General features: G+C 75.1%; 26 protein-coding genes and 1 other RNA gene. 8 read left to right on the top strand and 19 right to left on the bottom strand.

Annotated elements, in window-relative coordinates:
- The first annotated feature begins 36 nt into the window (after window positions 1-36).
- Entirely contained in the window at window positions 37-2,343 is a 2,307-nt protein-coding gene (gene secD, locus ATL51_RS26930) for a protein translocase subunit SecD (protein ID WP_161152093.1), read from the top strand.
- An 11-nt stretch (window positions 2,344-2,354) separates the two neighbouring features.
- Here the strand turns inward: secD and ATL51_RS26925 are convergent, their stop codons facing one another.
- Window positions 2,355-2,831 (bottom strand): hypothetical protein, encoded by a 477-nt coding sequence (locus ATL51_RS26925; RefSeq protein ID WP_322789694.1) that lies wholly within the window; start codon window positions 2,829-2,831, stop codon window positions 2,355-2,357.
- 129 nt (window positions 2,832-2,960) lie between these two features.
- Between ATL51_RS26925 and ATL51_RS26920 the strand changes: the two genes are divergently transcribed.
- Window positions 2,961-3,374: a VOC family protein gene (locus ATL51_RS26920; RefSeq protein WP_208623078.1), complete on the top strand. Its 414-nt coding sequence runs from the start codon at window positions 2,961-2,963 to the stop codon at window positions 3,372-3,374.
- Window positions 3,375-3,390: 16 nt separating this feature from the next.
- Here the strand turns inward: ATL51_RS26920 and ATL51_RS26915 are convergent, their stop codons facing one another.
- The 3 genes from ATL51_RS26915 to ATL51_RS26905 all read right to left on the bottom strand — a co-directional run bounded on the left by ATL51_RS26915 (window position 3,391) and on the right by ATL51_RS26905 (window position 5,461).
- A complete protein-coding gene (locus tag ATL51_RS26915; protein ID WP_073577064.1) occupies window positions 3,391-4,095 on the bottom strand; it encodes a hypothetical protein in 705 nt (234 codons plus the stop codon).
- A 63-nt stretch (window positions 4,096-4,158) separates the two neighbouring features.
- The gene (locus tag ATL51_RS26910; RefSeq protein WP_073577065.1) at window positions 4,159-4,752 is read right to left on the bottom strand and encodes a DinB family protein; all 594 of its coding nucleotides are present in this window, start codon (window positions 4,750-4,752) and stop codon (window positions 4,159-4,161) included.
- A 97-nt stretch (window positions 4,753-4,849) separates the two neighbouring features.
- The gene (locus tag ATL51_RS26905; protein ID WP_208623077.1) at window positions 4,850-5,461 is read right to left on the bottom strand and encodes a GDSL-type esterase/lipase family protein; all 612 of its coding nucleotides are present in this window, start codon (window positions 5,459-5,461) and stop codon (window positions 4,850-4,852) included.
- Between the two features lie 181 nt (window positions 5,462-5,642).
- On the opposite strand from ATL51_RS26905, the gene ATL51_RS26900 reads away from it, so the two are divergent.
- Window positions 5,643-6,284 carry a LysE family translocator gene (locus ATL51_RS26900; protein ID WP_073577066.1) on the top strand — a complete coding sequence of 214 codons (642 nt, stop codon included), beginning with the start codon at window positions 5,643-5,645 and terminating at the stop codon, window positions 6,282-6,284.
- A 143-nt stretch (window positions 6,285-6,427) separates the two neighbouring features.
- On the opposite strand, the gene rnpB is transcribed toward ATL51_RS26900, so the two are convergent.
- The 3 genes from rnpB to ATL51_RS26890 form a co-directional block, all read right to left on the bottom strand.
- Window positions 6,428-6,830, bottom strand: an RNA gene (rnpB, locus tag ATL51_RS26895) — RNase P RNA component class A.
- Between the two features lie 19 nt (window positions 6,831-6,849).
- Window positions 6,850-6,990: a hypothetical protein gene (locus tag ATL51_RS28510; protein ID WP_157818543.1), complete on the bottom strand. Its 141-nt coding sequence runs from the start codon at window positions 6,988-6,990 to the stop codon at window positions 6,850-6,852.
- A gap of 141 nt (window positions 6,991-7,131) precedes the next feature.
- Window positions 7,132-8,559, bottom strand: a complete 1,428-nt coding sequence (locus ATL51_RS26890) for a protein adenylyltransferase SelO (RefSeq protein WP_073577067.1) — start codon at window positions 8,557-8,559, stop codon at window positions 7,132-7,134.
- 74 nt (window positions 8,560-8,633) lie between these two features.
- Here ATL51_RS26890 and ATL51_RS26885 point away from each other — a divergent pair, with 74 nt between their 5' ends.
- Window positions 8,634-9,398 (top strand): sulfite exporter TauE/SafE family protein, encoded by a 765-nt coding sequence (locus ATL51_RS26885; protein WP_083658913.1) that lies wholly within the window; start codon window positions 8,634-8,636, stop codon window positions 9,396-9,398.
- Window positions 9,395-10,651 (top strand): SLC13 family permease, encoded by a 1,257-nt coding sequence (locus ATL51_RS26880; protein WP_167379095.1) that lies wholly within the window; start codon window positions 9,395-9,397, stop codon window positions 10,649-10,651. The genes ATL51_RS26885 and ATL51_RS26880 overlap by 4 nt, the downstream gene beginning before the upstream one ends.
- 70 nt (window positions 10,652-10,721) lie before the next feature.
- Here the strand turns inward: ATL51_RS26880 and ATL51_RS28505 are convergent, their stop codons facing one another.
- From ATL51_RS28505 to cobC, 5 genes are all read right to left on the bottom strand, one after another.
- Window positions 10,722-10,889 carry a hypothetical protein gene (locus tag ATL51_RS28505; protein WP_020622575.1) on the bottom strand — a complete coding sequence of 56 codons (168 nt, stop codon included), beginning with the start codon at window positions 10,887-10,889 and terminating at the stop codon, window positions 10,722-10,724.
- Window positions 10,890-11,076: 187 nt separating this feature from the next.
- On the bottom strand, window positions 11,077-12,222 hold the full coding sequence (locus ATL51_RS26870) for a bifunctional RNase H/acid phosphatase (protein ID WP_202416250.1): 1,146 nt from the start codon (window positions 12,220-12,222) through the stop codon (window positions 11,077-11,079).
- 2 nt (window positions 12,223-12,224) lie between these two features.
- Window positions 12,225-12,950 (bottom strand): zinc ribbon domain-containing protein, encoded by a 726-nt coding sequence (locus ATL51_RS26865; RefSeq protein ID WP_073577069.1) that lies wholly within the window; start codon window positions 12,948-12,950, stop codon window positions 12,225-12,227.
- The gene (locus ATL51_RS26860) at window positions 12,947-14,074 is read right to left on the bottom strand and encodes a Nif3-like dinuclear metal center hexameric protein (protein ID WP_434094288.1); all 1,128 of its coding nucleotides are present in this window, start codon (window positions 14,072-14,074) and stop codon (window positions 12,947-12,949) included. The genes ATL51_RS26865 and ATL51_RS26860 overlap by 4 nt, the downstream gene beginning before the upstream one ends.
- A gap of 56 nt (window positions 14,075-14,130) precedes the next feature.
- Window positions 14,131-15,222 (bottom strand): Rv2231c family pyridoxal phosphate-dependent protein CobC, encoded by a 1,092-nt coding sequence (gene cobC / locus ATL51_RS26855; RefSeq protein WP_073577071.1) that lies wholly within the window; start codon window positions 15,220-15,222, stop codon window positions 14,131-14,133.
- A 107-nt stretch (window positions 15,223-15,329) separates the two neighbouring features.
- Here cobC and ATL51_RS26850 point away from each other — a divergent pair, with 107 nt between their 5' ends.
- On the top strand, window positions 15,330-15,788 hold the full coding sequence (locus ATL51_RS26850) for a low molecular weight protein-tyrosine-phosphatase (RefSeq protein ID WP_073577072.1): 459 nt from the start codon (window positions 15,330-15,332) through the stop codon (window positions 15,786-15,788).
- Complete coding sequence (locus tag ATL51_RS26845) at window positions 15,785-16,645, top strand: fructosamine kinase family protein (RefSeq protein WP_100880315.1); 861 nt, start codon at window positions 15,785-15,787, stop codon at window positions 16,643-16,645. Before ATL51_RS26850 ends, ATL51_RS26845 begins: the two co-directional genes overlap by 4 nt.
- Here ATL51_RS26845 and ATL51_RS26840 read toward each other — a convergent pair.
- A complete protein-coding gene (locus ATL51_RS26840; RefSeq protein WP_237454038.1) occupies window positions 16,642-17,919 on the bottom strand; it encodes a class I SAM-dependent methyltransferase in 1,278 nt (425 codons plus the stop codon). The genes ATL51_RS26845 and ATL51_RS26840 overlap by 4 nt on opposite strands.
- A gap of 38 nt (window positions 17,920-17,957) precedes the next feature.
- Window positions 17,958-19,322: an FAD-binding oxidoreductase gene (locus tag ATL51_RS26835; protein WP_073577075.1), complete on the bottom strand. Its 1,365-nt coding sequence runs from the start codon at window positions 19,320-19,322 to the stop codon at window positions 17,958-17,960.
- A 120-nt stretch (window positions 19,323-19,442) separates the two neighbouring features.
- On the opposite strand from ATL51_RS26835, the gene ATL51_RS26830 reads away from it, so the two are divergent.
- On the top strand, window positions 19,443-20,147 hold the full coding sequence (locus ATL51_RS26830) for a dienelactone hydrolase family protein (protein WP_073577076.1): 705 nt from the start codon (window positions 19,443-19,445) through the stop codon (window positions 20,145-20,147).
- Between the two features lie 4 nt (window positions 20,148-20,151).
- Here ATL51_RS26830 and ATL51_RS26825 read toward each other — a convergent pair whose 3' ends face one another.
- The 5 genes from ATL51_RS26825 to ATL51_RS26805 all read right to left on the bottom strand — a co-directional run bounded on the left by ATL51_RS26825 (window position 20,152) and on the right by ATL51_RS26805 (window position 25,408).
- Window positions 20,152-21,138 (bottom strand): aldo/keto reductase, encoded by a 987-nt coding sequence (locus ATL51_RS26825; protein ID WP_073577077.1) that lies wholly within the window; start codon window positions 21,136-21,138, stop codon window positions 20,152-20,154.
- 49 nt (window positions 21,139-21,187) lie between these two features.
- Window positions 21,188-22,723, bottom strand: coding sequence for an AbgT family transporter (locus ATL51_RS26820; protein WP_073577078.1), 1,536 nt, complete (start codon window positions 22,721-22,723; stop codon window positions 21,188-21,190).
- Complete coding sequence (locus ATL51_RS26815) at window positions 22,720-23,796, bottom strand: alpha/beta hydrolase family esterase (RefSeq protein ID WP_301549211.1); 1,077 nt, start codon at window positions 23,794-23,796, stop codon at window positions 22,720-22,722. Before ATL51_RS26815 ends, ATL51_RS26820 begins: the two co-directional genes overlap by 4 nt.
- Before the next feature lie 188 nt (window positions 23,797-23,984).
- Window positions 23,985-24,749: a creatininase family protein gene (locus tag ATL51_RS26810; RefSeq protein WP_073577079.1), complete on the bottom strand. Its 765-nt coding sequence runs from the start codon at window positions 24,747-24,749 to the stop codon at window positions 23,985-23,987.
- Complete coding sequence (locus tag ATL51_RS26805; RefSeq protein WP_073577080.1) at window positions 24,746-25,408, bottom strand: FadR/GntR family transcriptional regulator; 663 nt, start codon at window positions 25,406-25,408, stop codon at window positions 24,746-24,748. The genes ATL51_RS26810 and ATL51_RS26805 overlap by 4 nt, the downstream gene beginning before the upstream one ends.
- Window positions 25,409-25,441: the final 33 nt, after the last annotated feature.

Genomic DNA, 25,441 nt, shown 5'->3' with positions numbered 1-25,441 from the left:
CGGTCCCGACCGGGGCGCCCGCCGCCGAGGATCCCTGTGAAGCCACGCCCCGTGCTCTGGCGGGCGCTCATCGCGCTCGCCGTGCTCGCCCTGTCCTCCGTCGTCGCGCTCACCACCGCCCCCACGCTGGGGCTGGACCTGCGCGGCGGCACCCAGATCGTCCTGGAGACCCGCGACACCCCCGAGGTCGCCGCCGACGGCGAGGGCACCGACCGCGTGCTGGAGGTGCTGCGCGGGCGCGTCGACGGGCTCGGTGTCGCCGAGCCCAGCCTGGCCCGGTCCGGGGAGAACCGGATCATCGTCGAGCTCCCCGGGCTGACCGACCCCGCCGAGGCCGCGGAGACCCTCGGCCGGACCGCGCAGCTGACGATGCACCCGGTGCTCGGGATCGGCGACCCCGCCGCCGGGGGCGCCCCCGGCACCGACGAGCAGGGCCAGCCGCTCCAGCTCGGCCCACCGGCGCTGACCGGCGACATGGTGGGCTCGGCGATGTCCTCGCCCAACCCGCAGGGCGTCGGGCACATCGTGAACATCAGCTTCGACGGCGACGGCCCCGCCCGCTGGCAGTCCCTCACCGGCCAGGCCGCGTGCGCGCCGCCCGGCGACCCGCAGCGCCGGGTCGCGATCGTGCTCGACCAGCAGGTCATCTCCTCCCCGCAGGTCGTCGAGGACATCCCGTGCAACGTCGGCATGCTCGGCGGGCAGACCCAGATCACCGGCAACTTCTCCCCCGAGCAGGCCTCCGAGCTGGCCGTACTGATCGAGGGCGGCGCCCTCCCGCTGCCCGTGGAGATCATCGAGCAGCGGACCGTCGGCCCGACCCTGGGTGCCGACGCGATCTCCGCGAGCGCCTGGGCCGCGATCATCGGCTCGGCGCTGGCCGGGGCGTTCCTCATCGTGGTCTACCGGCTCGTCGGGTTGGTCGCCGTCGTCGCGCTCGGCGGGTACGCACTCGTCGCCTACTCGGTGCAGACCGGGCTCGGTGCCACGCTCACGCTGCCCGGCCTGGCCGCGTTCGTCCTCGCGGTCGGCATGGCCGTCGACGCGAACGTGCTGATCGCCGAACGTTCCCGCGAGGAGTACGCGGCGAAGCCACGCCTGGAACGCGCCTCGGAGATGGGCTATGCGAACTCGCTGTCCGCGGTCGGCGACGTCGCCGTGACCTCGCTGCTCGCCGCGGTGCTGCTGTTCGGGCTCGCGTCGGGCCCGGTCCGCGGGTTCGGTGTCACGCTGGTCATCGGTGTGGTGGTGTCGCTGTTCTCGGCGCTGGTGCTGTCCCGGCTGCTCACCCTGGCCGTCCTCCGGATCCCCGCGGTGAAGCGTAGGCCGGGCATCACCGGTATCACCGGGGTCGGCCCGGTCCGGCGCAGGCTCGAGGCGAGGGACCCCGGATTCCTGCGGCGGCCCGGGCGGTACCTCGCCGTCGCCGGGGTCGTGGTGGTCGTGATGGTGTCCGGACTGTTCGTGCGCGGCCTGGAGCTCGGCGTCGAGTTCACCGGCGGCCGGCTGGTCGAGTTCACGACGACGGACCCGGTGGGCGTGGAGCAGGTCCGCGACGCCGTCGCCACCACCGGGATCGGCGGGCTCACCGTCACCGAGACCGGCGACGGCGCGGTCGCGCTGCGCTCCGGCGAGCTCACCGACGCCCAGGTCGGGCAGCTGCGCGAGGTCGTCGGCGCGGCCGGTGGCGGCGCCGAGCTGCTGCGCGACGAGCTCATCGGCCCCAGCCTCGGTGCCGAGCTGGCCCGCGGCGGGATCATCGCGCTGGGCGTCGCGCTCGCCGCGCAGTTCCTGTATCTGGCGTTCCGGTTCCGCTGGACGCTCGGCGCCGGCGCGGTCGCGGCGCTGCTGACCAACGCGCTGGTCGTGGTCGGGGTGTTCGCCTGGACCGGGCGCACCGCCGACGGCGTGTTCCTCGCGGCGCTGCTCACCGTCATCGGCTACTCGGTCAACGACACCGTGGTCGTGTTCGACCGCGTGCGCGAGCACTGGGCACGCGATGCGAAGGCGCCGTTCCACCGGGCCGTGGGGTCGGCGGTGCTCTCGACGCTGCCGCGGACGGTGAACACCGGCATCTCGACGCTGACGATCCTGGTCATGCTGCTGTTCCTCGGCGGGGCGACCCTCGGGGACTTCGCACTGGCGCTGATCGTGGGCATCGTGGTCGGCACGGTGTCGACGATCGTCGTCGCCGGGCCGGTGTCGATCCTGCTGCAGCAGCGCTGGACCGGGCCCGCGCCGCGGACCTCCGGAGCGAAGCAGCCGGTCGGCAAGGCGGGACGGCGACACCCCTCGAAGGCCGACCGGGCACGGCGCCGCGCGGGCGACGGCGCGGTCGTCTGAGTGCGGCTCGCTCACGTGCGGTCCCCGAGGTCGAGGCGCTCGCCGCAGCGGTCGATCCCGGCGCGGATCATCGCGCCGTAGCCGTCGTCGGGCAGCGCCCCCACCCGGTCCCGGGCCCGGGTCAGGTGGTGGCGCGCCCGGTCGTCGCAGCCGAGGCGACGGTGCACGTCGGCCAGGTTCAGGTGCAGCGACGGCAGGAACCCGCCGACCGTCAGCCCGGCGTGGTGGCGCTGCGCCCGCTCGTCGGTCAGCTCCTCGGCGGCGGCCAGGGCGCGCTCGTCCCACACCAGCTCGGCGGCCGGGTCGTCCTGCACGTCCGCGGCGTAGTGGGCCAGCGTGCACCGGTGGAACGGGTCGCCGTCGGCGGTCACCTGCTCCCACAGGGCCTCGAACCGGGCGCGGGCCCCGGCCCGGTCACCGGCACGGCCCGCCTCGACGGCGGCGCCGACGGCGTCCATGACGGGGTCCGCGGTGACGGGCTGGTCCACGGGGGCCTCCGGTGCTCGGGGGTGGGTCGGGACGCATGCTGCACCGGACCCCCGACAGTTCCGCCCGAGCGGTTCCGCTCGCGCCGATGCGGACACCCGCTGTCCGCATCAGCGGCCAGGATGGTCGCCGTGACCCCGACCCTGCAGATCGCGTTCGACGCCGCCGACCCGCATGCCCTCGCGCGGTTCTGGGCGGCCGCCCTCGGCTACGAGGTGGAGGACCACACCGCCGTCGTCGACGGTCTGCTGGCCGCGGGCCACCTCGGCGAGGCCGACGTGCTCGTCGACGGCGACCGCCGCGGCTTCCGCGACGTCGCCACCGCCCGCGGGCCGGGTCCGCGGCTGTTCGTACAGCGGGTGCCGGAGCCGAAGTCGGCCAAGAACCGGGTGCACCTGGACCTGCAGGTCGGCCCGGAGGAGGCCCCCGCGGAGGTGGAGCGCCTGGTCGCGCTCGGCGCCCGGGTGCTGTGGACGACGGCCGACCGCGGCCCGGTCACCACCACCCTGTGCGACCCCGAGGGCAACGAGTTCTGCGTGTCCTGAGGTCGCCGCGACCGGCTCAGGCGGGCTCGAAGTCGTAGGTCCGCCCGCCGACCCGGAGCAGGTCGACGGCCGAGACCAGCCCGGCGTCGCCGCCGCCCTGGTTGAACCCGGCGGCGTAGGCGGTCATGTCCGGGTACGCGGCCATGATGTCGGCCAGCGTGCGCTGCTCGCCGCCGTCGCGGCACTGCCGGTAGGCGTCGACCCGGCCGATCTGCTGTGTCGTGCAGTAGGTGCCGGACCCGACGTCGTAGCGGGTCCAGGTGCCGGTCGGGGCCCGGTCGGGCAGGTAGGTGAGGACGTACAGGTCGCCGGCCTCCAGGGTGCCGCCGTTCACGTCGACGGCGATCGCGAACGACGGCATCGCCCCGCTCGACGACGCCGGGTCGCGGTAGGCCCAGTAGCTCGCGTCGGTGAACCGGGACAACGGCCCGGCGACCTCGTCGGTGACGTACTGACGCTTGTCCCCGTCGCCCGGGGTGCGCAGCTCGAGGGCTCCGCTGCCGCCGTCGGGCGGGGCGCCGTGGCGGGCGGTGAACCCGCGGCTGCCGGAACCCTCGTCGAGGGTCCCGGCGAACTGGTTCGACGCCGCCGGGGTGACGGTCACCCGCCCCGACGGGCCGAACGGGCCGACCGCGACGGCGGGCTGCAGCGAGGCGAGCCCCACGAGCGCGACGACGGCCGCGGCCGTGGCGATCAGTCCGTTCCGTCGTCCTCGACGCATCCGCCCTCCCCGAAGCCGGTCGTGGGGATCAACGACCGGGGACGCCCGGGGATACCGCCCGGTTCAGGCCAGCAGCGTGCCCGGCGCCGCCTCGTAGGGCTGGAAGAAGTCGTTGGCGGGCGCCCCGGCGAGGGTGAGCACCAGCGCGGGCACCGCGACGCCGTCGATCTGCTCGCGGAGGATGTCGGCGTGCCCCGCGTGCCGGGCGAACTCCTCGACCAGGTGCACCAGGTAGTAGCGGGCGTGGATCGGCCGCGCGTCGTGGATCCCGTGCCAGGGGGCGGGCGGGGCGGTCGAGTCGCCGGCCGGGTCGGTCTTCGCGACGGTGGCGAGCAGCTCGGCCCGGACCCGGTCGAACTCCTCGACGGTCGCGGCGACGGTCTCGTCGTCGCCGACGGTGAAGCTGCCGGTGAACAGGGCGACCGCGGCCGCGTCGAGCGGCTGCTCGGTGACGTCAGCGGTCAGCCGGTCCAGCGCGCCGCGCATGCAGTAGGCGGCGTGCTTGACCAGGCCACCGACGGACAGCGCGCTGCCGCACGGCGTCGCGCGGGCCTGTTCCTCGGTGAGGCCGAGGAGCGCGGAGCGGATCGCCGTGAGCTGCTGGTCGATGTAGTTCAGGAGGCCGGTGACCTCGTCGTGGCGGGCGGGTGCGTACATGGGGTCCTCCGGGTGCTCGGGGGCGGTTCGAGGACGACTGTGCCGCCCGATGCGGTCAGGTCCGGTCCTCGACGGCAGAGGAGCGCGTGCGGATCCGCTACCGGGCCGCGCCGATCCACGACAGCCACGCCGGCATCGCGAGCCGGGCGAGGCGGTCGTAGCCGTCGGCACCGGGGTGGGCGCCGTCTCCGTCGCGGACCCCGGTCGTCCACACCTCGTCGGCCGACAGCGCATCGAACACGTCGACGAAGGGCACCCCGGCGGCGTCGCACACCCCGAGGAACCGCGCGGTCAGGTCCCGCACCCGCCGGTTCACCGCGGCGTCGGCGATCGGCGGGGGTCCGACGACGAAGGCCGGCAGGCCCGCGGCCTCGGCCCCGGCGAGCAGCCGGGTCAGGTTCGCGACCGTGACGTCCGGCTCCACCCGGCACCGGCCGTCCTCCTCGACGCCGTCGTTCACACCGAAGGACAGGACCAGGCGCTCGTCGCACCCGGGGGCACGGCGTGCGCCCGTCTCGCGCTCCCAGCGGGCGAGGACGTCGCTGCTGGTGTTGCGGCGGATCCCCAGGTTGTAGGCGGTCGTCGGGACGCCCCGGCGCCCGACCGCCGCCACCAGGCGGCCGAACCACCCCCGGCAGTCGGGGTCACCGACACCGGCCACGACGGAGTCCCCCAGCGCGACGACGCGGAGGTCGCGGGTGCTGCTCACCGGCAGATCGTCAAACGTGCCCGGGGCGACCACGCCGCCACGCCCCCGTCCGCGCGGGGCCCCGGCCCGCGAGCCCGGTCCCGGAGCCGTCCGAGCGACACAGCACACCCGGGAATCCACTGGTCCGCAGACCGTCGCCGTGATTCGCTCCCGATCACCAGCCGTTCGGTGAGGAGTCGCCGTGATCGAACCGTCCGCAGCCCTGGGTGTCGTCGTGATCGCCCTCGGCATGGTCCTCACCCCGGGGCCGAACATGGTGTACCTGACCTCCCGGGCGATCTCACAGGGCCGGCGCGCCGGACTCGTGTCGCTCGCCGGTACCGCGGTCGGCTTCCTCTGCTACCTCCTCGCCGCGACAGCCGGGCTCTCGGCGCTGTTCGTCGCCGTCCCCGCCGCCTACACCGCGGTCAGGATCGCGGGGGGGCTCTACCTCGCCTGGCTCGCCTGGGGCATGCTGCGCCCCGGCGGACGGTCACCGTTCGAGGCCCGCGACCTCGCGCCCGAGCGCGACCGGCGCCTGTTCGGCATGGGGCTGCTCACGAACCTCCTGAACCCGAAGATCGCGCTGATGTACGCCGCGCTGCTGCCCCAGTTCGTCGACCCCGCCGACGGCGCCACCGGGAGCCAGCTCCTGCAGCTCGGAGCGGTCCAGATCGCCGTCGCGGTGACCGTCAACGGGCTGATCGTCCTCACCGCCGCGTCCGTCTCGGGGTTCCTGGCCGCACGGCCGCGGGCGATGACGGTCCAGCGGTGGGTGGCCGGCACCGTGCTCGGCGGGTTCGCCGTCAGGACCGCACTGGCCCCCGGCCCGGCGACGAGCTGACCCGACCCACGCGGGCCACAGGAGTCAGGCCGTCCCGGTCCTCCCCGGCGCCCCGGACGGCGTGGTCACGACCTCGCGCCGGTGCCGGCCCCGGTCGCGGACCGGGTGCCCGGCGGGGATCGGGCGCGGGCAGGGCTGGGGTGCGGACGAGCCGGTCTGTAAGCCGGATCCTGTTCCCGGGCACCTCACGGTGCTCCGTTCGGCGACCATCCATCTCGGCCTGCCGTCGCCGGCAGGCTCCAGCGGTCCACCCGCAGGCTCGGGCGGGCAGCCCTCATGCGCCTGCGCAGCCGTACACGTACGGCCTCTCGACCTTGCTCCGGGTGGGGTTTACCGAGCCACCCCGGTCACCCGGGGTGCTGGTGGTCTCTTACACCACCGTTTCACCCTTACCCCGCGGCTCCGGGGAGCCGCGTGGCGGTCTGTTCTCTGTGGCACTGTCCCGCGGGTCGCCCCGGGTTGCCGTTGACAACCACCCTGCCCTGTGGAGTCCGGACTTTCCTCGGCGGGACCCGGAGGTCCCGCCGCGGCCGCCCGACCGACTCGTCCGCGTACACGAGGATACTCACGCCGCGACGGCGGCCCGCACGACCTCCGCCAGTTCGTCGCCGCCGGGGCCGTCGGCGAGCGGCGCGCGCCATCCGCCCTGGTAGACGGCGCGGGCGAGCGGCTCCACCGGGTCGAGGGACTCCGGGCCGGCGAGCATCGCGAGGTAGGGCCCGAGCGCCGGCGCGATCCGCGGGTCGGCCGCCGCGGCGGCGAGGATCAGGTCGCTCGGGATGCGCCGGGTGAGGTCGACGTCGCCGCTACCGGGACTGGCTGGTCACGGTCGCGCAGTGCTCGCTGCTCACGTCCCGCAGAACGTCGTGAACGGCGGCGAGTCCGGCCCCGCGGGCTGGGCGTAGCGCTCGTAGCCCTCGCGCTCGGTGAACGGGTGCGCGAGGACCTGCAGCAGCCACTGCACCGGCTCCAGGTCCCCCTCGACGGCGGCGCCCAGCGCCTCCTCGACCAGGTGGTTGCGCGGCACGTAGACCGGGTTGACCCGGTCCATTGCGTCGGCGTCCGGACCGGCGGCCCGCCAGGACTCCAGCCACGGGTCCAGCGCGGCCGGGTCGGAGAGCAGGGCGCGGACCGGCCCGGCGTCGCCCCGGGCGGCCTCGGACAGCCGTCGGAAGAACAGGGTGTGGTCGGGCTTCTGGTCCTCGATCACCGCGAACAGGTCGGCGAGCAGCTCCGGGGTCCCGACGCCGATCTTGGCGAGGTAGCCGCGGTCCCGGGCGGCGAGGTAGGCGTCGGCGAAGCCCGCCAGCTCCTCGGTCGCGAGGCGCACCGCCTCCTCCTGGGAGTCGGCGAACAGCCCCAGCAGCGACTCGCCGAGCCGGGCGAGGTTCCACTGGGCGATGCCGGGCTGGTTGCCGTAGGCGTAGCGGCCACCGGAGTCGATCGAGGAGTACCAGGTCGCCGGGTCGTGGGCGTCGAGGAAGGCGCACGGGCCGTAGTCGATGGTCTCGCCGGAGATCGTCATGTTGTCGGTGTTCATGACGCCGTGCACGAACCCGATCTGCATCCAGCGCGCGACGAGCCCGGCCTGGACGGCGATCACCGCGCGGTAGAGCTCCAGCGGCGAGGACGCCTGCGGGTGGTGCCGGGCGATCGCGTACTCCGCGAGCCGGCGCAGCACGTCGATCTCCCCCGTGGCGGCCGCGAACTGGAAGGTCCCCACCCGCAGGTGGCTGGCCGCGGTGCGGGCGAGCACGGCGCCCGGCTCCGGGCCGCGGTCGCGCAGCACGGGCTCGCCGGTGGCGACGACGGCCAGCGACCGCGTGGAGGGCACCCCCAGCGCATGCATCGCCTCGGAGATCACGTACTCGCGCAGCATCGGCCCGAGCGGGGCCCTCCCGTCGCCGCCGCGGGCGAACGGGGTACGTCCGGACCCCTTGAGGTGCAGGTCGCGGCGGACGCCGTCGGGGGTGACCAGCTCGCCGACGAGCAGCGCACGCCCGTCGCCGAGCCGCGGCGAGTAGTTGCCGAACTGGTGCCCGGCATACGCCTGCGCGACGGTCGTCGCCGAGTCGGGCACGGTCGTGCCGGTGAGCAGCGCGACGCCCTCGGGGGTGCGCAGCTGCGCCGGGTCGAGGCCCAGCTCACCGGCCAGGGACTCGTTGAGCAGCACCAGCCGTGCGTCCGGCGCCGGGGCGGCCTGCCAGGGCAGGTAGAGCCCGTCCAGGTCGCGGACGAAGGTGTTCTCGAACGCGATCTCGGTGGCAGCGGTCATGGGTTCCAGGCTACGGACCCGCACGGTCGGCTGCCGGGGAGGACCGCGGCGTTGCACCGGGATACCGTCCGGTGGTGATCGACCTCTCCCAGCCGTGGGCGCTGGTGTTCCTGCTGGTGGCCGGGCTGCTCGCGGGTGCGGTGAACGCCGTCGCGGGCGGCGGGTCGCTGCTGGTGTTCCCGGCGCTGCTCGGGGTGGGGTTCCCGCCGCTGGCGGCGAACGTCACCAATTCGGTCGCCCAGTGGCCCGGCTACGCCGGGCTGGTGCTCGGGGCCCGCCGTGAGCTGCCCGGACAGGGCAGGCGGATCGCGGTCACCGCGGTCGCCGCGGCGCTGGGCAGCGGAGTGGGCTGCACCCTGCTGCTGGTGCTGCCCAGCAGCGTGTTCGACGCCGTCGTGCCCGTCCTGGTGATCCTGGCCAGCCTCACGATGGCGGTCGGGCCGTGGCTCAAGCGCCGGATCGGCGACCCGGCCGCCCGGGGGCGGGACCGCACCCCGGCACTGTTGGTCGCGGTGTTCCTCGCCGCGGTCTACGGCGGCTACTTCGGCGGCGCCCTGGGCGTGGTGCTGATCTCGGCACTGTCGCTGTTCGCCCACGACGAGCTGCGCAGGCTCAACGCGCTCAAGGGCGTGCTGTCGCTGGTCGTCGCGACGGTGACGGTCGTCGTGTTCGCCCTCGGCGCCCCGGTCGACTGGCTCGCCGTCGCGCTGCTCGCGCCGACCACGCTGGTCGGCGGCTACGTCGGCGCACTGGTCGCGCGGCGGATGCCGGAGACCCTGCTGCGCTGGGCGGTGGTCCTGCTGGGCCTGGCCGTCGGCGTCGCGCTGCTGTTCACGTGAGCCTCCTGCTGGCGGTCGCCCTGCTGGCCGCGGTCCTGGCCGCCGCGACGCTGCGCCCGTTCGGGCTGCCCGAGGCCGTGGTCGCGGTCCCGGCGGCACTGGTCGCCGTCGTCGCCGGGCTGGTGACCCCGGCCGGGGCGTGGACCGAGATCGGCGAGCTCGCCCCGACCGTCGGGTTCCTCGCCGCGATCCTGCTGCTCGGGCACCTCGCCGACGCCGAGGGCGTGTTCCGCTGGCTGGGCGCGCGGCTGGCGACGGCGTCGGCCGGGTCCCCGCGACGGCTGCTGGTCGCCGTCTTCGCCGCGGCGGCCGGGACGACCGCGGTGCTGAGCCTGGACGCGACGGTGGTCCTGCTGACCCCGGTGGTGCTGGCGACGGCGGCCCGGCTGGGGGTGGCGTCGCGGCCGCACTCGTTCGCCTGCGCCCACCTGTCGAACTCGGCGTCCGGGCTGCTGCCGGTGTCGAACCTGACGAACCTGCTGGCGTTCTCGGCGTCGGGGGTGGGGTTCCTGACCTTCGCGGGGCTGATGGTCGGGCCGTGGGTGGCGGTGATCGTCGTCGAGTACCTGGTGCTGCGGTGGGTGTTCCGGCGCGACCTCGCCTCGGAGCCGGAGCCGGCCCCGGCCGGTCCCGCGGTGCCCGCGCCGGCCGCGCCGGTCGTCGCGCTGGTGGTGCTCGGGCTGACCCTGGCCGGGTTCGCGGTGGCCTCGCCGCTGGGCGTCGAACCGGGCTGGGTCGCCGCAGCCGGGGCCGCGGTGCTGGCGGTGCGGGCGCTGGTGCGGCGCGAGACCGGGCCGCTGCGCCTGGTCGCCGCGGCCTCCCCCGGGTTCTGCCTGTTCGTGCTGGCCCTGGGCGTGGTCGTCGCCGGGATCGGTGCGCAGGGGCTGTCGGGCTGGATCGGTGCGCTGCTGCCCGCCACCCCGGACCTGACCGGGCTGCTGGTCACCGCGGCCGTCGCGGCGGTGCTGGCGAACGTGGTGAACAACCTGCCCGCGACGCTGGTGCTGCTCACCGCACTCGGCCCGGCCGCGCACCCCGGCCTGGTGCTGGCGATGCTGCTGGGCGTCAACATCGGGCCGAACCTGACCTACGCCGGGTCGCTCGCGACGCTGCTGTGGCGGCGTATCGCCACCGGTTACGGCGACCCGCCGCAGCTCGGCACGTTCCTGCGCCTGGGGGTGCTCACCGTCCCGCTGGGCCTGCTCGCCGCGACGACCGCGCTCTGGGCCGGGCTCGCGGTGCTTCCCCGGTAGCGGCACGGCCCGGACGGCACGACGGCCCCACCCGGAAGGGGCGGGGCCGGTCGCGGACGGTGGGCAGGGATCAGAACTCGTGGGCCATGTCGTGGCCGAGGTCGGTGTCCGGGTCCATCTCGCGGGCCGGGACACCCATCGGGCGTGAGCTGCCGCGCCGCTGCTGGGGCAGCCGCGCGATCACCTTCATCTCGTGTGCCAGGTCGTAGCCGTAGTCGTGCTCGTGGATCTGCGACATCGCTGTCCTCACCGTCTCCCTGTTCCCCGCCGACACCGAGACTGTCGTTCACGCTCCGTAGGTTGACCACCCCGTACGGTGCACACGAAGCATCGCTCAGGTGAGGAAGGGGGACAACTGTCCGGAGTCGACACCGCCCGAACGGGGCAGGACGGTATCGATCCAGCAGGCGGTGACGGGCCGGTGACTACCGGAGGTCGTCCAGGTAGGACGTCTCGTTGACCAGACGCACCGAGGCGCCCCCGTCGGGGTAGAAGTCGGCGATGTTGAGGCAGGCCAGGTCCAGGTGCATGCGGTAGAGCACCTCGTCGCCGGCGCCGAGCGCGGTGCGCAGCAGCATCTTGATCGGCGTGACGTGGCTGACCAGGACCACCGTCCGACCGGCGAACTCCTCGACGATCCGGGCCCGCTCGGCCTCGACCCGCTCCCCCACCGCGCGGAAGCTCTCGCCGCCCGGCGGTTCGACGTCGGCGGATCCGAGCCAGCGGCCGTGCAGCTCGGGGTCGCGCTCGCGGGCCTCGGTGAAGGTGAGACCCTCCCAGCCACCGAAGTCGGTCTCGATCAGGCGGTCGCGGACCTCGAGGTCGGCCCCGGTCGTCTCGGCGACGGCGGCCGCGGTCTGGCGGGCCCGGCGCAGCGGCGAGGACAGCACCACGGCCGGTTCGACGCCCTGGCCCGACAGCCGGGTCGCCAGCGCGCGGGCCGCGGCGGCGGCCTGCTTCTGGCCCAGCTCGGTCAGCTCGGGATCGCCGTGGCCGGAGTAGCGGCGCTCGACCGACAGCTCGGTCTGGCCGTGGCGCAGCAGGATCAGCCGCGTCGGGGAGCCCGTCTGCCCGGTCCACGCGGCCGCGGCGGCCGCGGAGTCCGTCGACGCGGTCGCGTTCGCGGGCGGCTTCGGCGCCGGTCCCACCGCGCCGGACGGGTCCAGGCTGGGGTTCGACTCCCCGTCCATCGCCCGGTTGGCGAGCGCGTCGGCGCGGGCGTTGTCCTTGCGCGGGATCCACACGAAGGTGACCGCGTCGAAGCCCGCGGCCAGCTCGCGGGCGGTGTCGGCGAGCTCCTGCAGCGGCGGGTGCTTGATCTTCCAGCGCCCGCTCATCTGCTCGACGACGAGCTTGGAGTCCATCCGCGCCTCGACCTCGGTGGCCCCCAGGTCGCGGGCGGCCCTCAGCCCGGCGATCAGGCCGCGGTACTCGGCGACGTTGTTGGTGGTGGTCCCGAGGCCGTCGTAGACCTCACCGAGCACCTGGCGTGCGCCGGCGTCGAGCACGACCGCGCCGTAGCCGGCGGGCCCGGGGTTGCCGCGGGAGCCGCCGTCCGCCTCGACGACCAGCCTCACCTGCCACGCACCAGGATCGCGCCGCACTCCTCGCAGTGGACGACCTCGTCGGCGGCCGCCGTGCGGACCTGCCCGAGGAAGGTCCGGTCGAGCTCGAGCCGGCACGCGCCGCAGCGGGACTCGCGCAGCTGTCCGGCCGCGACCCGGCCGCCGGCGCGGATGCGCTCGTAGTCGGCGAGCAGGTCCGCGGGCAACGCGGCGACGACCTCGGTGCGGGCGCGGTCGCGCCCGGCGCGGGTGGCGTCGATGTCGCCCTCGGCGGACTCGCGCTTCGCGGTCACCTCGCCGAGGGCGGTCTCGGCCTCGGCCAGCTCGCCGCGGGCGTGGTCGAGCTCGATCCCGACGGCCTCGCGCTCCTCCATGATCCCCAGCTGCTCGTCCTCCAGGACGCCCTGGCGGCGGGCGAGGGTGTCGAGTTCGTGCTGCAGCTCGGTGGCCTGCTTCGCGGAGATGCCCGAGCCGGCGAGCAGGGTGTGGTCGCGCTCGGTGCGGGCCCGGACACCGTCGATGTCGCGTTCGAGCCGGGCGATGTCGCGGTCGAGGTCACCGGCGCGGGTCTCGGCGCGGACCAGGGCGTCGCGCGCCGCACGGACCCGCTGCTCGGCCTCGTCCAGCTGCGCGAGTTCGGGCAGCGTCGAGCGCCGGTGGGTGAGCCGGCCGATCTCGGCGTCCACCTCGGCCAGCGTCACCAGCTTCGCCTGCGCGGTGGGATCGGCCTTCATGCACTCGCCTCCGGTTGTCCTGCTGTCGTGTCGGATCCGCTGCTCGGGGCGGCGGTGGTCCAGGGGTCGGTACGGGCCCGCGAGACCGCGACCGAGACGCTACCTGCGAGGGCCTCGGCCACGACCCCGGCCGCCTGCCCGCACCACGGCCACTCCGAGGCCCAGTGGGCGACGTCGACCAGCGCGGGGGTCGGGCCGCCGGGGCCGGTCCCGGCGAGCGCGTGCTCGGACGCGGGGTGGTGGCGCAGGTCGGCGGTGACGAACGCGTCGACGCCGGCCCGGGCGGCCGAGTCCAGGGCCGAGTCCCCGGCGCCGCCGCAGACCGCGACCCGGCGGATCGGGCGCTCCGGGTCCCCGGCACCGCGCACCCCCCATGCGGTGGCGGGCAGCGCCGCGGCGACCCGGCGGGTGAATGCCGCGAACGGCTCGGCGGCGGTGAGCTCGCCGACCCGGCCCAGCCCCAGCGACGACGGCAGCGGCGCCATCTCCAGCAGGTCGAAGGCCGGTTCCTCGTAGGGGTGCGCGGCCCGCAGCGCGGCGACGACGTCGCGGCGCCGCGACCGGGGCAGCACCATCTCCAGCCGGGTCTCCGCGACGCGCTCCAGGCGGCCGACCGACCCGATGACCGGGGCGGCGCCGTCGAGGGGAAGGAACTGGCCGGTCCCGGCGGTGGCGAACGAGCAGTGCGAGTAGTTGCCGATCGCGCCGGCACCGGCGTCGGACAGGGCGGTGTGCACGGCGGCGATCGACGGGCCGACCGGCACGAACGTGACGATCTTGTCCAGGGCCGGGCCGGGCTCCGGTTCCAGCGGGCCGGACACGGTCAGCCCGAGGGCGGCGGCGAGCGCGTCGGAGACGCCCGGGTCGGCGACGTCGGCGTTGGTGTGCGCGGTGAACAGCGCGACCCCGGCCCGGATCAGCCGGTGCAGCAGGGCGCCCTTGGGGGTGTCGGCGCCGACGCCGTGCACCCCGCGGAGCAGCAGTGGGTGGTGGGTGACCAGCAGCTGGGCGCCGGAGGAGATCGCCTCGTCGACGGTCTCCGGGGTGGGGTCGACGGCGAACAGCACCCGGGAGACGGTGTCGTCGGGGTCGCCGCAGACCAGGCCGACCGCGTCCCAGTCCATGGCCAGCCGGGGCGGGTAGGCGGCGTCGAGGGCGGCGACGACGTCGCGCACCGTGCTCACGCCGACACCGCCAGCCGGCGCAGTGCGGCGTCGAGGGACTCGACGAGGCGGCGGACCGTCTCCGGCGGGCGGACCGCGACGCGCAGGTGGTCGGGCCCGAGACCGGGGAAGGTGTCGCCGCGGCGCACCGCGATCCCGGCCTCGCGCAGCATGCGCCGCACCGCCTCGCCGGTGCCGTCGGGCAGGTGCAGCAGCAGGTACGGGGCGGGCCCCGCCGACACGCCGACGCCGTCGAGGCCCGACAGCGCCGCGGCCATGGAGACGCGGTGTGCGGCGAGCTCGCGGGCCGTCCGGTCCGCGGCGGAGACCGCATCGGGCTCGCAGCAGGCGATGACCGCCTCCAGGGCGGGGGTGGAGACCGGCCACAGCGGGCGGGTCGCGGCGAGCCGGGCCAGCAGCTCGGGGGCGCCGAGCGCGTAGCCGGCGCGCAGCCCGGCCAGCGCCCAGGTCTTGGTCAGCGAGCGGAACACCAGCAGGCCGGGCACGCCGGCGTCGCCGGCGAGTGTCTCCGGCTCGCCGGGGACGGCGTCGGCGAACGCCTCGTCGACGAGCACGGTCCGTCCCGGGCGGGCGAGCGCGCGCAGCGCGGCGGCCGGGTGCAGCACCCCGGTGGGGTTCGTCGGGTTCCCGACGACGACGAGGTCGGCCTCCTCGGGCACCGCGGCCGGGTCGAGCGCGTGCCCGGTCGCGGCGTCGGTCAGCACCCGCACCACGTCCACCCCGCCGCCGCGCAGCGCGGCCTCCGGCTCGGTGAACCCGGGGTGCACGACGGCAGCGAGCCGGGGGCGCAGCGACGGGAGCAGCGCGAATCCCTCCGCGCTGCCCGCGAGCACCAGCACCTCGTCCGCGTGGCGGCCGTGCCGCGCCGCGACGGTGGCGCGGGCGCGGGCGTCGTGGTCGGCCCGCGGGTAGCGGCCGAGACCGTCCAGGGTCGCGACGAGCCGGTCCCGCAGCCAGGGCGGGGGGCCGTCGCCGATCACGTTGACGGCGAAGTCGACGAGCCCGTCGGTGGCCTCGGCGTCGCCGTGGTGCCGCAGGTCGTGCCCGCCCGCGTGATCCGTCCCGGCCGCATGGTGATCGAACGGCATCGGGCCACCCTACGGCGCGCACCGGTGCGCGGTGGACAATGGCCCGGCCACCACACCCGAGCGTCAGGGTCGACGTCGGTGCCCCCGCTCCCCGGAGGAACGTCGCAGTGAACGTCGTCTTCGTCTGTACCGGCAACATCTGCCGGTCCCCGATCGCCGAGAAGATCCTCGCCGCCGAGGTCGAGGCCGCCGGGCTGGCCGACCGGGTGCGCGTGACCAGCGCCGGGACCGGCCACTGGCACATCGGGCAGCCCATGGACGAGCGCGCCGCCCAGGTGCTGGCCGAGCACGGTCACGACACCGCCCACAGCGCCCGCCAGGTCGACTCGGAGATCCTCTCCGCGGACCTGCTGGTGGCGCTGGACATGGGGCACCTGCGGACCCTCGAGCAGTCGGTGCCCGATCCCAAGCGGGTCCGACTGCTGCGCTCGTTCGACCCGGCAGCCCCCGCGGGTGCCGAGGTGCCCGACCCCTACTACGGCGGCCCGGACGGGTTCGCCGAGGTCCACGCCATGATCGTCGCGGCGATGCCGGGCCTGGTCGAGCACGTCACCCGGAACGCATGACCGACCGCGTCGCCCGGCTGACCGGTCGTGCGGTGCGCGACGGGCCGGCCGGGCACCCCCCGCACGCGACCCTGGACGACGGCACCGTCGTCGTGGTCAAGGACGCCTCGGCGGACCCGGGCGCGGCCCCGGCCGAGGCCGCCGGGATGCGCTGGATCGCGGTGCCGGGCGGACCGCCGGTCCCCCGTGTGCTCGGCGCCGACGACGCGGTCCTGGTCACCGAGCTCGTCCCCCCGGGCCGGGCGACGCCCGGCGCCGCGGAGCGGTTCGGCCGGGAGCTGGCGACGCTGCACGCCGCGGGCGCCGACGCGTTCGGTGCCCCGCCGCCGGGCGGGCCGGCGCGGGCGTGGATCGGGCACACGCGGATGGAGAACCGTCCGCACGACGGCCCGTGGGCCGACTGGTTCGCCACCGACCGGGTGCTGCCCTACCTGCGGGCCGCCCGGGACCGCGGCGCCCTCGACCCGGCCGGCGCCGCCGCCGTCGACGACGTGTGCGGGCGGATCGGTGCCCTGGCCGGTCCGGACGAGCCGCCGGCCCGGCTGCACGGCGACCTCTGGTCCGGCAACGTGCTCTGGTCGGGCGACGGGGGCGGCGACGGCGCTGCGTGGCTGATCGACCCGGCCGCGCACGGCGGCCACCGCGAGTCCGACCTCGCGATGCTGGACCTGTTCGGGCTGCCGCACCTCGACGTCGTCCTCGCCGCCTACGACGAGCACTCCCCGCTCGCCGACGGGTGGCGCGAGCGGGTCCACCTGCACCAGCTGTTCCCGCTGCTGGTGCACGCCGTGCTGTTCGGGGGCGGGTACGGCGCGCAGGCCGTCGCGGCCGCGCGCCGTCTCCGCCGACTCCCCTAGTACGCCCCGTGCTCCCCGCGCAGCGGGAACCCGGCGGCCCCGCCGTCGGCGAGCTTCACACCCAGCACCTGGTGCAGCTGGATGTTGTTCAGCTCGAAGCCCAGCCGGCACGCTGCCATGTAGAGCCGCCACACCCGGGCCCGCCCGACACCGACCTCGGCGACGGCGTCGGTCCAGTTGCGCTCCAGGTTCGCGCCCCAGTCCCGCAGCGTCATGGCGTAGTGCTCGCGCAGGTTCTCCTCGTGCCGGATCTCGAAGCCGGCCTCGTTCATCGCGTCCACCAGCGCCGCGACCGGCTCCAGCTCCCCGTCGGGGAACACGTAACGGTGGATGAACGGGTCGGTGTGACGGTGGTCGGGCCGGTGCGGCTGGGTGATGCAGTGGTTCAGCATCCGCCCGCCCGGCCGGAGCTTGGCGTACATCGACGCGAAGTAGGAGTCCAGGTTGGCCTTGCCGATGTGCTCGGTCAGGCCGATCGAGGACACCGCGTCGTAGACGCCGTCGGGGACGTCGCGGTAGTCGAGGTGCCGGACCTCGGCCAGCTCGGACAGGCCCTCCCGCTCGATGGCCTCCTGCGCCCAGGCGGCCTGCTCGCGGGACAGGGTCACCCCGAGCGCGCGGACGCCGTGCTCGCGGGCGGCGTGGCGGACCATGCCGCCCCAGCCGCAGCCGACGTCGAGCAGCCGCATCCCCGGCTTCAGGTCCAGCTTGGTCGCCACCAGCTCGTACTTGGTGGCCTGTGCGGTCTCCAGCGACGCGTCGGCGTCGGGGTAGGCCGCGCAGGTGTAGGTCATCGACGGCCCGAGCACGAACTCGTAGAACCGGTTGGACACGTCGTAGTGGTGCGAGATGGCCTGCGAGTCGCGCCGCTTGGAGTGCAGCAGCCCCTTGGGGCGGGCCTCCAGGTCGGGCGGCGGCATCCGGTGCTCGCGCCAGTAGGGCAGCAGCCGGCGCGCCAGCCACAGCTGCTCCCGGCGCGGGATCGAGTGCAACGTCACCTCGGCCATCGCCCGCAGCGCGGTGTAGAGGTCCCCCTCCACGTCGAGCTCCTCGGTCACGTACGCCCGGGCCAGCCCGAGCGAGCCCGGGGCGCTCACCAGCCGGGCCAGCGCCCGGGGCGATTTGACCCGCAACGTGACCGGGGCGTCGTCGGGCCCCGACCGCGACCCGTCGAACCCCTCCACCCGCAGCTCACGCGTGGAACCCAGGACGTGGGACAGGATCCCCGCCACCGGCTCGGTCGTCGCGGCCCGCCGTTCCAGTACTCCTGTCATCGCCGATCCCTCCCCTGTCGATCCCCGCGGTGCGCTCGTCAGCGGCCGGTGACCTTGGCGAACAGGTCGGGAGACCGACCGTCCGGGTCGTACCGCTGCTTCACCGCCCGGTAGGCCGCACCGTTGTAGTGCGACCAGAACTCGTCCTCGCCGTAGTGCACGGTCGAGTACAGCGACTTGTGCCCGCCCAGGTCGGCGACACACTCCTCGATCAGCCGGTTGTGTGCCCACCGGTCCCCCGGCTTCTCCGCCACCGAGGACCAGAAGCCGACATTGACGTAGAGCCGGCCCGGCTCCATCGGGTACAGCGGCCAGCTCCGCTCCCCGCGCAGCTGCAGCGGGCACAGCCACACCGGCTCGATCCGGATCTCCCGGTGGAAGAACTCGAGGAACTCCGGGAGCCGCTCCACCGGGATCTCCACGTCCTGCACGACCATCTCCTCGGCGGTCCCGCCGAGGGCCTCCCGGACCCGGTTCGACGCGCCGTGACGCTGGTCGAGGGCGACGAGACGGCGGTAGACGTCCGAGCGGCGCAGGCGGCGTGGCCAGAACCGGCGCACCACCGGGTGCTGCACGCCGAACGCCCGCGAGCACCAGAACCAGTCGGTGTCCCAGCGCCACAGGTAGTCGTGCACGGTGAGGTGGTCGACCGGGCGGCGCTGCAGCGACCGGTAGAACACCTCCTGACCGGTGTAGTCGGAGATCCGGGCGCCCGGCATCGGGGCGTCGACGAACTCCCCGGTGGTCAGGTACTGCTCGTCGGGGCCGAACACGACACCGTCGAGGAAGTCCACCTCGCCCGCCGCCACGAACCGCTCGATCGCCGCCGACGCGGCGGAGGCGCTCGCGTACCGGTGGTGGGTGAGCTTCACGAAGGGCTTCACGGGCGCCAGCTCGACGACCAGGCGGACCGCGTAGCCGAGCGTGCCGTAGGAGTTGGGGAACGCCGCGAACAGGTCGGCGTGCTCCCCGTCGGGGGTGACGTGCAGCAGCTCCCCGGCCGGGGTGAGGACGTCCATCTCGAGCACCGACTCGTGCGGCAGCCCGTCGCGGAACGACGTCGACTCGACCCCGAGCCCGGTGACCGCGCCGCCGAGGGTGATGGTCTTGAGCTGCGGGACGACCAGGGGCATCAGCCCGTGGGCGAGGGTGGCGTCCACGATGGTCTCGTAGGTCGCCATCCCTTGGACCTCGGCCGTGCGCCGGTCCGGGTCCACACCGAGCACACCGTCCAGCGCGGAGGTGTCGAGGCGTCGCGCGGCGGCGCCGGTGTCGCGGTCGCCGAACCGGAACAGGTTCGACGACGGCTTCCCCAGCTGGACGGCGCCGGCTCCGGCGCGCGCCCGGCGCAGGTTCTCCACCGCGGCGTCGTGCGCGGTTCGGGTGGCGGTCCCGGCGAGCATGGCGGTGACGATAGACCCATATCGTTTGCGACGCTCATGATTAACGGAGGGTCCTCCGTCACAGGACGCAACGATCTTCCCGGCGGGCGGTACCGGCACCGTCGTGATGTCATCGCGCCCGTGGCACACACCAACGAGAACCCCGCGCAGAACGTCACCTTCCCCTCCGGCGGCGACACCGCGCACGGCTACCTGGCCCTGCCCGAGTCCGGGGCCGGACCCGGCCTGATCGTCATCCAGGAGTGGTGGGGCCTGACCGACCACATCGTCGACGTGACGAACCGGTTCGCGGCCGAGGGATTCGTCGCGCTCGCCCCCGACCTGTACGGCGGGCGCACCACGCACGACTCCGACGAGGCGGGGGCGCTGATGGGTGAGCTGCCCGTCAACGGCGCCGCGACCGACCTGGCAGGGGCGGTGGAGTTCCTGCTCGGGCGCGACGACGTCACCTCCTCGGCCGTCGGCGCGGTCGGCTTCTGCATGGGCGGCGGCTTCGTGCTGGTCCTCGCCGCGCAGCAGGGCGACAAGGTCGCGGCCGCCGTGCCCTTCTACGGGGTGCTCAAGGAGGACTACCCGTCGTTCGCGAACCTGACCGCGGCCGTGCAGGGCCACTTCGGGTCCGAGGACACCATGGCCCCGCCGGACGCGGTGGAGTCCCTCGCCGACCGCATCCAGGCCGAGTCCGGCACCCGCCCGGAGTTCCTGCAGTACCCGGCCGGGCACGCGTTCTTCAACGACGAGAACCACATGGGCACCTACGACGCCGAGCAGGCCGAGATCGCGTGGACCCGCGCGACGCAGTTCCTGCGCGAGCACGTCAAGTAGCGGCTCAGCGGGAGCGCAGCAGCTCCCGGGCCACGGCGGGCAGCGTGGCGGGTCCGGTGCGCAGCCGGACCCGCTGCGCGGCCGCGGTGAGACCGACGTACTCGTCGGAGGTCAGCACGATGTCCGCCGCGGCCACGTTCGACTCCAGCTGCGCCACGCTCGACGCACCGGGGATCGCCACCGTGTTCGGGTGGTACACCACCCACGCCAGCGCGACCTGCGACGGCGTCGCGTCGTGCGCGGAGGCGACGTCGCGCAGAGCGTCGGTGAGCGGGGCCAGCGCGGCCAGGTTCTCCGGCAGCCACTCCGGCTTACTGCGGCGCACCGCGTTGGTGGGCCGGTGGCCGGCGTCATAACGGCCGGTGAGCAGGCCCTGGGCGAGCGGGCTGTAGGCCATCACGATGCGGCCGTGCGCGGCGGCGTGCGGGACGAGGGCCGCGACGGGCCTGCGGCGCAGGAGGCTGAACTCGACCTGGTTGGACAGCACGGGTCCGCCGAGCGCCTCCTCCGCGGCCAGCCAGCGGTCCAGCGTGTACGACGAGACGCCGGCGTGGCGGACCAGCCCGGTCCGCTGCAGCTCGGCCATCCCACGCATCGCCGACGCGTCGCCGACCAGCGGGTGCGGCTTGTGCACCTGGTAGAGGTCGATCTCGGTCACCCCGAGCCTGGCGGCGGAGGCGGCCGCACGGTGCCGCAGCACCGGGCCCAGGGGCAGGACCGGGAAGAACTTCGTCGCGATCACGACGTCGTCGCGCCACCCGGGGCCACCGCAGGCGCGCAGCGCGTCGCCGAGGATCCGCTCGCTGCGCAGCGGGCCGTAGAGCTCCGCGGTGTCGAACACGGTGACGCCCAGCTCGCGGGCGCGGGCGACGATCCGCCCGGCCTCCAGCGCGTCGCCGTAGCCCCACTCGCTCGTGCCGAACTGCCAGGTGCCCAGGCCCATCACCGACCAGCGTCGTGGACCGGGACCGGGACCGTCGAGGTAGCGCACCTGCGCCAGTGTCCCCCACCGTCCCGGTCCCCGCCCCGCGTCCGTCCCCTCAGCGGACCGGGGCCCCCGGGCCCAGTGGGATCCCCAGTGCCCACCAGGCGAAGAACAGCAGCGTCCAGACCGCCGTCATGGCAACGGCCAGGGGCAGCGTGTACGACGCGAGCGTCCCGATGCCCGCGTCCTTGCGGTAGCGCTGCAGGAACCCCAGCGCCATCACGAAGTACGGGCTCATCGGGGTGATCGCCGTCGAGCCGGAGTCGGCGATCCGGAACAGCGCCTGGGTGGTCTCCGGCGGCACCTCGACCAGCATCAGCATCGGCACGATCACCGGCGCCGCGATCGACCACATCGCCGTCCCGCTGGTGACCATCACGTTCACCACGGTGAGCACGGCCAGCACCATCAGGAACACGACCGGGATCGGGACGCCGGTGGTGCGCAGCGCGTCCGCGGCGACGACGGCGAGCACGTCCCCGACGTGGGTCCAGTCGAAGTAGGCCAGGAACTGGGCGATCGCGAAGAACAGCGCCAGCACGGGGGCCATCTGCCGGATCCCGTCGGCCATCAGCTTCGGGACGTCGGCGGCGGTGGCGATCGTCCCGACCGCGCGGCCGAAGACGATGCCGAGCAGGCCGAACAGCAGCGCGATGACCGCGCCGATGCCCTCGACCAGCGGGGACTCGACGACCGAGCCGTTCTCGCCGCGCAGCGGGGACCACTCCGGGGCCATGACCGCGGCGAGCAGGACGGCACAGCCGAGCAGGACCCAGCCGGCGCGGCGCAGGCCGGTCCGCTCGGCCGCGGACAGGCTCAGCCCGGCGACGTCGTCGTCGGGGGCGTCGGGGTCGGGGTCCAGGTCGGGCCGCTTGGCCAGGACGACCCGGGTGACCAGCGTGATCACCAGCGCGAGGACGACCGAGGAGGCGATGTTGAAGAACCAGTTGCCGACCGGGGTCACCACGACCGCCGGGTCCACGATCCGGGCCGCGGCGGTGGTGATGCCGGCGAAGATCGCGTCGTTCGGGGTGGGGACCGGGCTGGCGTCGTAGCCGGAGGCGATCGCGGTGTAGGCGACGACGATCCCGAGGATCGGCGAGCGCCCGACCGCCCGGAACGCGAGCCCGCCGAGCGGCACCAGGATCACGTACGCCGCGGCCGACGCGACGTGCGCGACGGTCCCGGCGAACGCGACCGCGAACACCACCAGCGACGCGGGCACCCGGGCGACGCCGGCGCGCATGGCCGCGGCGAGCAGCCCACTGCGCTCGGCGACCGCGACACCCATGATCACCGTGACGATGGTGGCCATCGGCGGGAACTGCGCGAAGTTGTCGATCATCGACGAGACGGCCATCGCGAGGCCGTCGCCGGAGAGCAGGTTCCGCACCGCCACGGGCTCGCCGTCGGGTGCGACGACGGCGACGCCCGCCGCCGCCAGCCCGGCGCTGACCACGGCGAGGATCGCCGACAGCACCCAGAACAGCCAGAACGGGTGTGGCAGCGCGTTCCCGACCCGTTCGACGACGGCCATCGCCCGCACGAGTCGGGGCAGCTCCCGGTCCTGGGTGGCGGCGGGGGTGCTCATCGCGGTCCCCCGAGGCCGAAGAAGTCCCCGACCAGGGCGGTGGCGCGGACCGTCTGCGTGGTGACGCCGCCGCCGGAGTAGGCGGTCGCGCCCGGCCAGGTGTGGCCGCCGCCGTCGACGGCGACGTGCCGCACCCGGGCCCCGTCCCGGCAGCCGCGCCAGGTCGCGATGGTCACGTCGGGCTCGATCCGGCGGGTCTGCGGGCGGGCCCGGCAGCCGTCGCGGGCGACCCACTCGGCGACCTTCGCCGGGATCGCGGGCAGGCCGCGGTCGGCGTCGCCGGTGTAGGGGATGGTGGCGTCGCCGGTACCGTGCACGAACAACGCCGGGACCGGCCGGCCGGGCCGGCACGGCGGTTCGCCGTCGCGGTAGTAGGCGCCCGCGACCGGGGCGATCGCGGCGATCCGGTCGGGCATCCGGCAGGCCAGGATCTCGGTGAAGCCGCCGCCGTTGGACTTGCCGGTGGCGAAGACCCGGCCGGGGTCGACGCAGAGCGTGGACTCCAGCTCGTCGAGGAGGTCACCGGTGAAGGCGACGTCGTCGACGCCCGGCGCCGAGTACGGGGCGCCCTGCCAGGAGCGCTTCCCCTCACCGCCGGGGACCCCGTCGGGGTAGGCGACGACGGCGGGCAGCCCGGACAGGCCGGAGAAGTCCTCGGTGGTGGCGCCGTCGTTGCCGCGTCCGTGGAAGACCAGGACCACCGGGGTGGGCCGGTCGGGGCGGTACCCCTCGGGCAGGTGGACGCGCACGGTGCGGGCCAGGCCACCGCCGTCCACGGTGCGGACGGCCGTGGTGCCCGGTGCCTGCGGTGGGGTGAGGCCGCAGCCGGGGCTCCGCGCTCCGGCCGGGCCGCCCGCCGGTCCGGCGGCCGCGCCGAGGCCGGCAGCTCCGGCAGGTCCGGCGGGTGCGCCGGAACCGGCGGGTCCGGCCGGCGCCCCGGATGCGGTCGGGGCCACGGCGGCGTCGGACGGTGTCGGGGCGACGGCGGCGCCGGTGGTCAGGGCGGCCGCGGCCAGGCAGGCCGCCGCCACGGCACGCAGGCGGCGTCCCCCGGGACGTCGCGTCGCGCCCACGCTCGGGCGTCCCGGAACGGGCGGTGTCGCTGCGGACGGTCTCGGTGCGGACATGGGGTTCCCTTCGGACGGCGTCGTCGACGGCCGGTGCTGTGGCCCCGCCCGGGTCGCGGGCAGGGTCGTGCGACGGGGGCACCGGGTGGCGCCACCGCGGGAGTGCTGTGGGTCCGTGCGGGTCGGAGGGGGCGTCAGTCCCTGAGCCAGGCCGTGACGAAGTCGGTGATCCGGTCGACGATCGCGGCGACGATCGCCTCCCCGTGCTCCGGATCGGCCCGGCGGGGGTCGCCGAGGACCCCGTTGCCGGACAGACGGTCGTAGGGCGCGGTGAGCCTCGGACCACCGCGCCGGCGGGCCAGTGCGCCGAAGGCGTCGAGCTCGGCGAGCCGGGTGGTCCCGGCCGCGAGCCGGTCGGTGTGCACCAGGTGCGGTGCGACGGCGAGCATCTGCGCCGTCTCGGCCTGCCCGCTGTGCCCGCTGACCTCGGGCGGCCCGGCCGCGGCGACGACGTCGGCGGCCAGCGTGGTGAGCGGGCTCCAGGCGAACTGCAGGTCCGGACGGGCCGCGAGGAGGTCCTGCGCGACCGTCGCGAGGGTGGCGTCGTTCCCGCCGTGCCCCGTGACCACGCAGATCCGGCGCCAGCCGTGCCGGTACAGACCGTCGACGTACTCGCGGACGAGCGTGGCGAACGTCGTGGTGGTCAGGCTGACCGTGCCCGCGAAGGCCAGGTGGTGCGGCGACACCCCGACCGGCAACGACGGCCCGACGACGGCGGTGCCGCCCAGTGCCTCGGCGACCCGGTCGCAGACCGCCTCGGCGCGGATCAGGTCCGTCGCGAGCGGCAGTCCCGGCCCGTGCTGTTCGAAGGCCCCGGCCGGCAGCAGCACCACCGGGCTGTCGACGACGGCGGCCGCGGCCTCGACCGTCGTCATCTCCCCCAGGCGCCGCGTGCTCACGCGCCCACCGCCGCGGCGATGGAGGCGAGGTGCTCGCGACACAGCCGATCGGCCAGGTCCGGGTCGCCCCCACGGACGGCCTCGAGCAGCGCGACGTGCTCGGCGTGGTCGCGCTCGCGGTCGTCGTAGCGGTGCCGGATCTCGACCTGGTCGTGCGCACGCACGTGCAGCAGCGCCTCCACCGTCTCCCGGAGGAGCGCGTTGCCGCTGGTCGCGGCCAGCGCGACGTGGAAGTGCACGGCCGGACGGAGGTCACCGACCGGCGGGTGCAGGGCGTTGGTGACGCTCTCCGCGAGCATCGCCAGCCCCGCGGCGTCGCGCTCCCGGGCCGCGGCGGCCGCGATCGGCGGCTCCAGGACGAGCCGGGCGCGGATCAGCTCGTGCACGCCGTCGGGGGTCCGGGACGGCCGGTGCGGGTTGGCGAGCAGCCGCCGCCCGACCCCGGCGCCGACGTAGGTGCCCGAGCCGTGCCGGAACTCCACCGCACCGGTGGCCTCCAGGCGGCGCAGCGCCTCGCGGACGGTCGGGGTGGTGACCTCGAACCGTCGCGCCAGGTCGCGGGAGGACGCGAGCTGGTCCCCCGGGCCGAGGTTCCCGGTCCGGATGATGTCCATGATGTCGTCGGCCAGGCGCTCCGACAGCGTCTCCCCTGCGGTCATAAAGTGACTAAATCACTTAGAGACCTGACCGGT

It is taken from the genome of Pseudonocardia alni (assembly GCF_002813375.1).
GTDB lineage: Bacteria > Actinomycetota > Actinomycetes > Mycobacteriales > Pseudonocardiaceae > Pseudonocardia > Pseudonocardia alni.
This window is presented reverse-complemented; position numbering and strand designations above follow the sequence as displayed.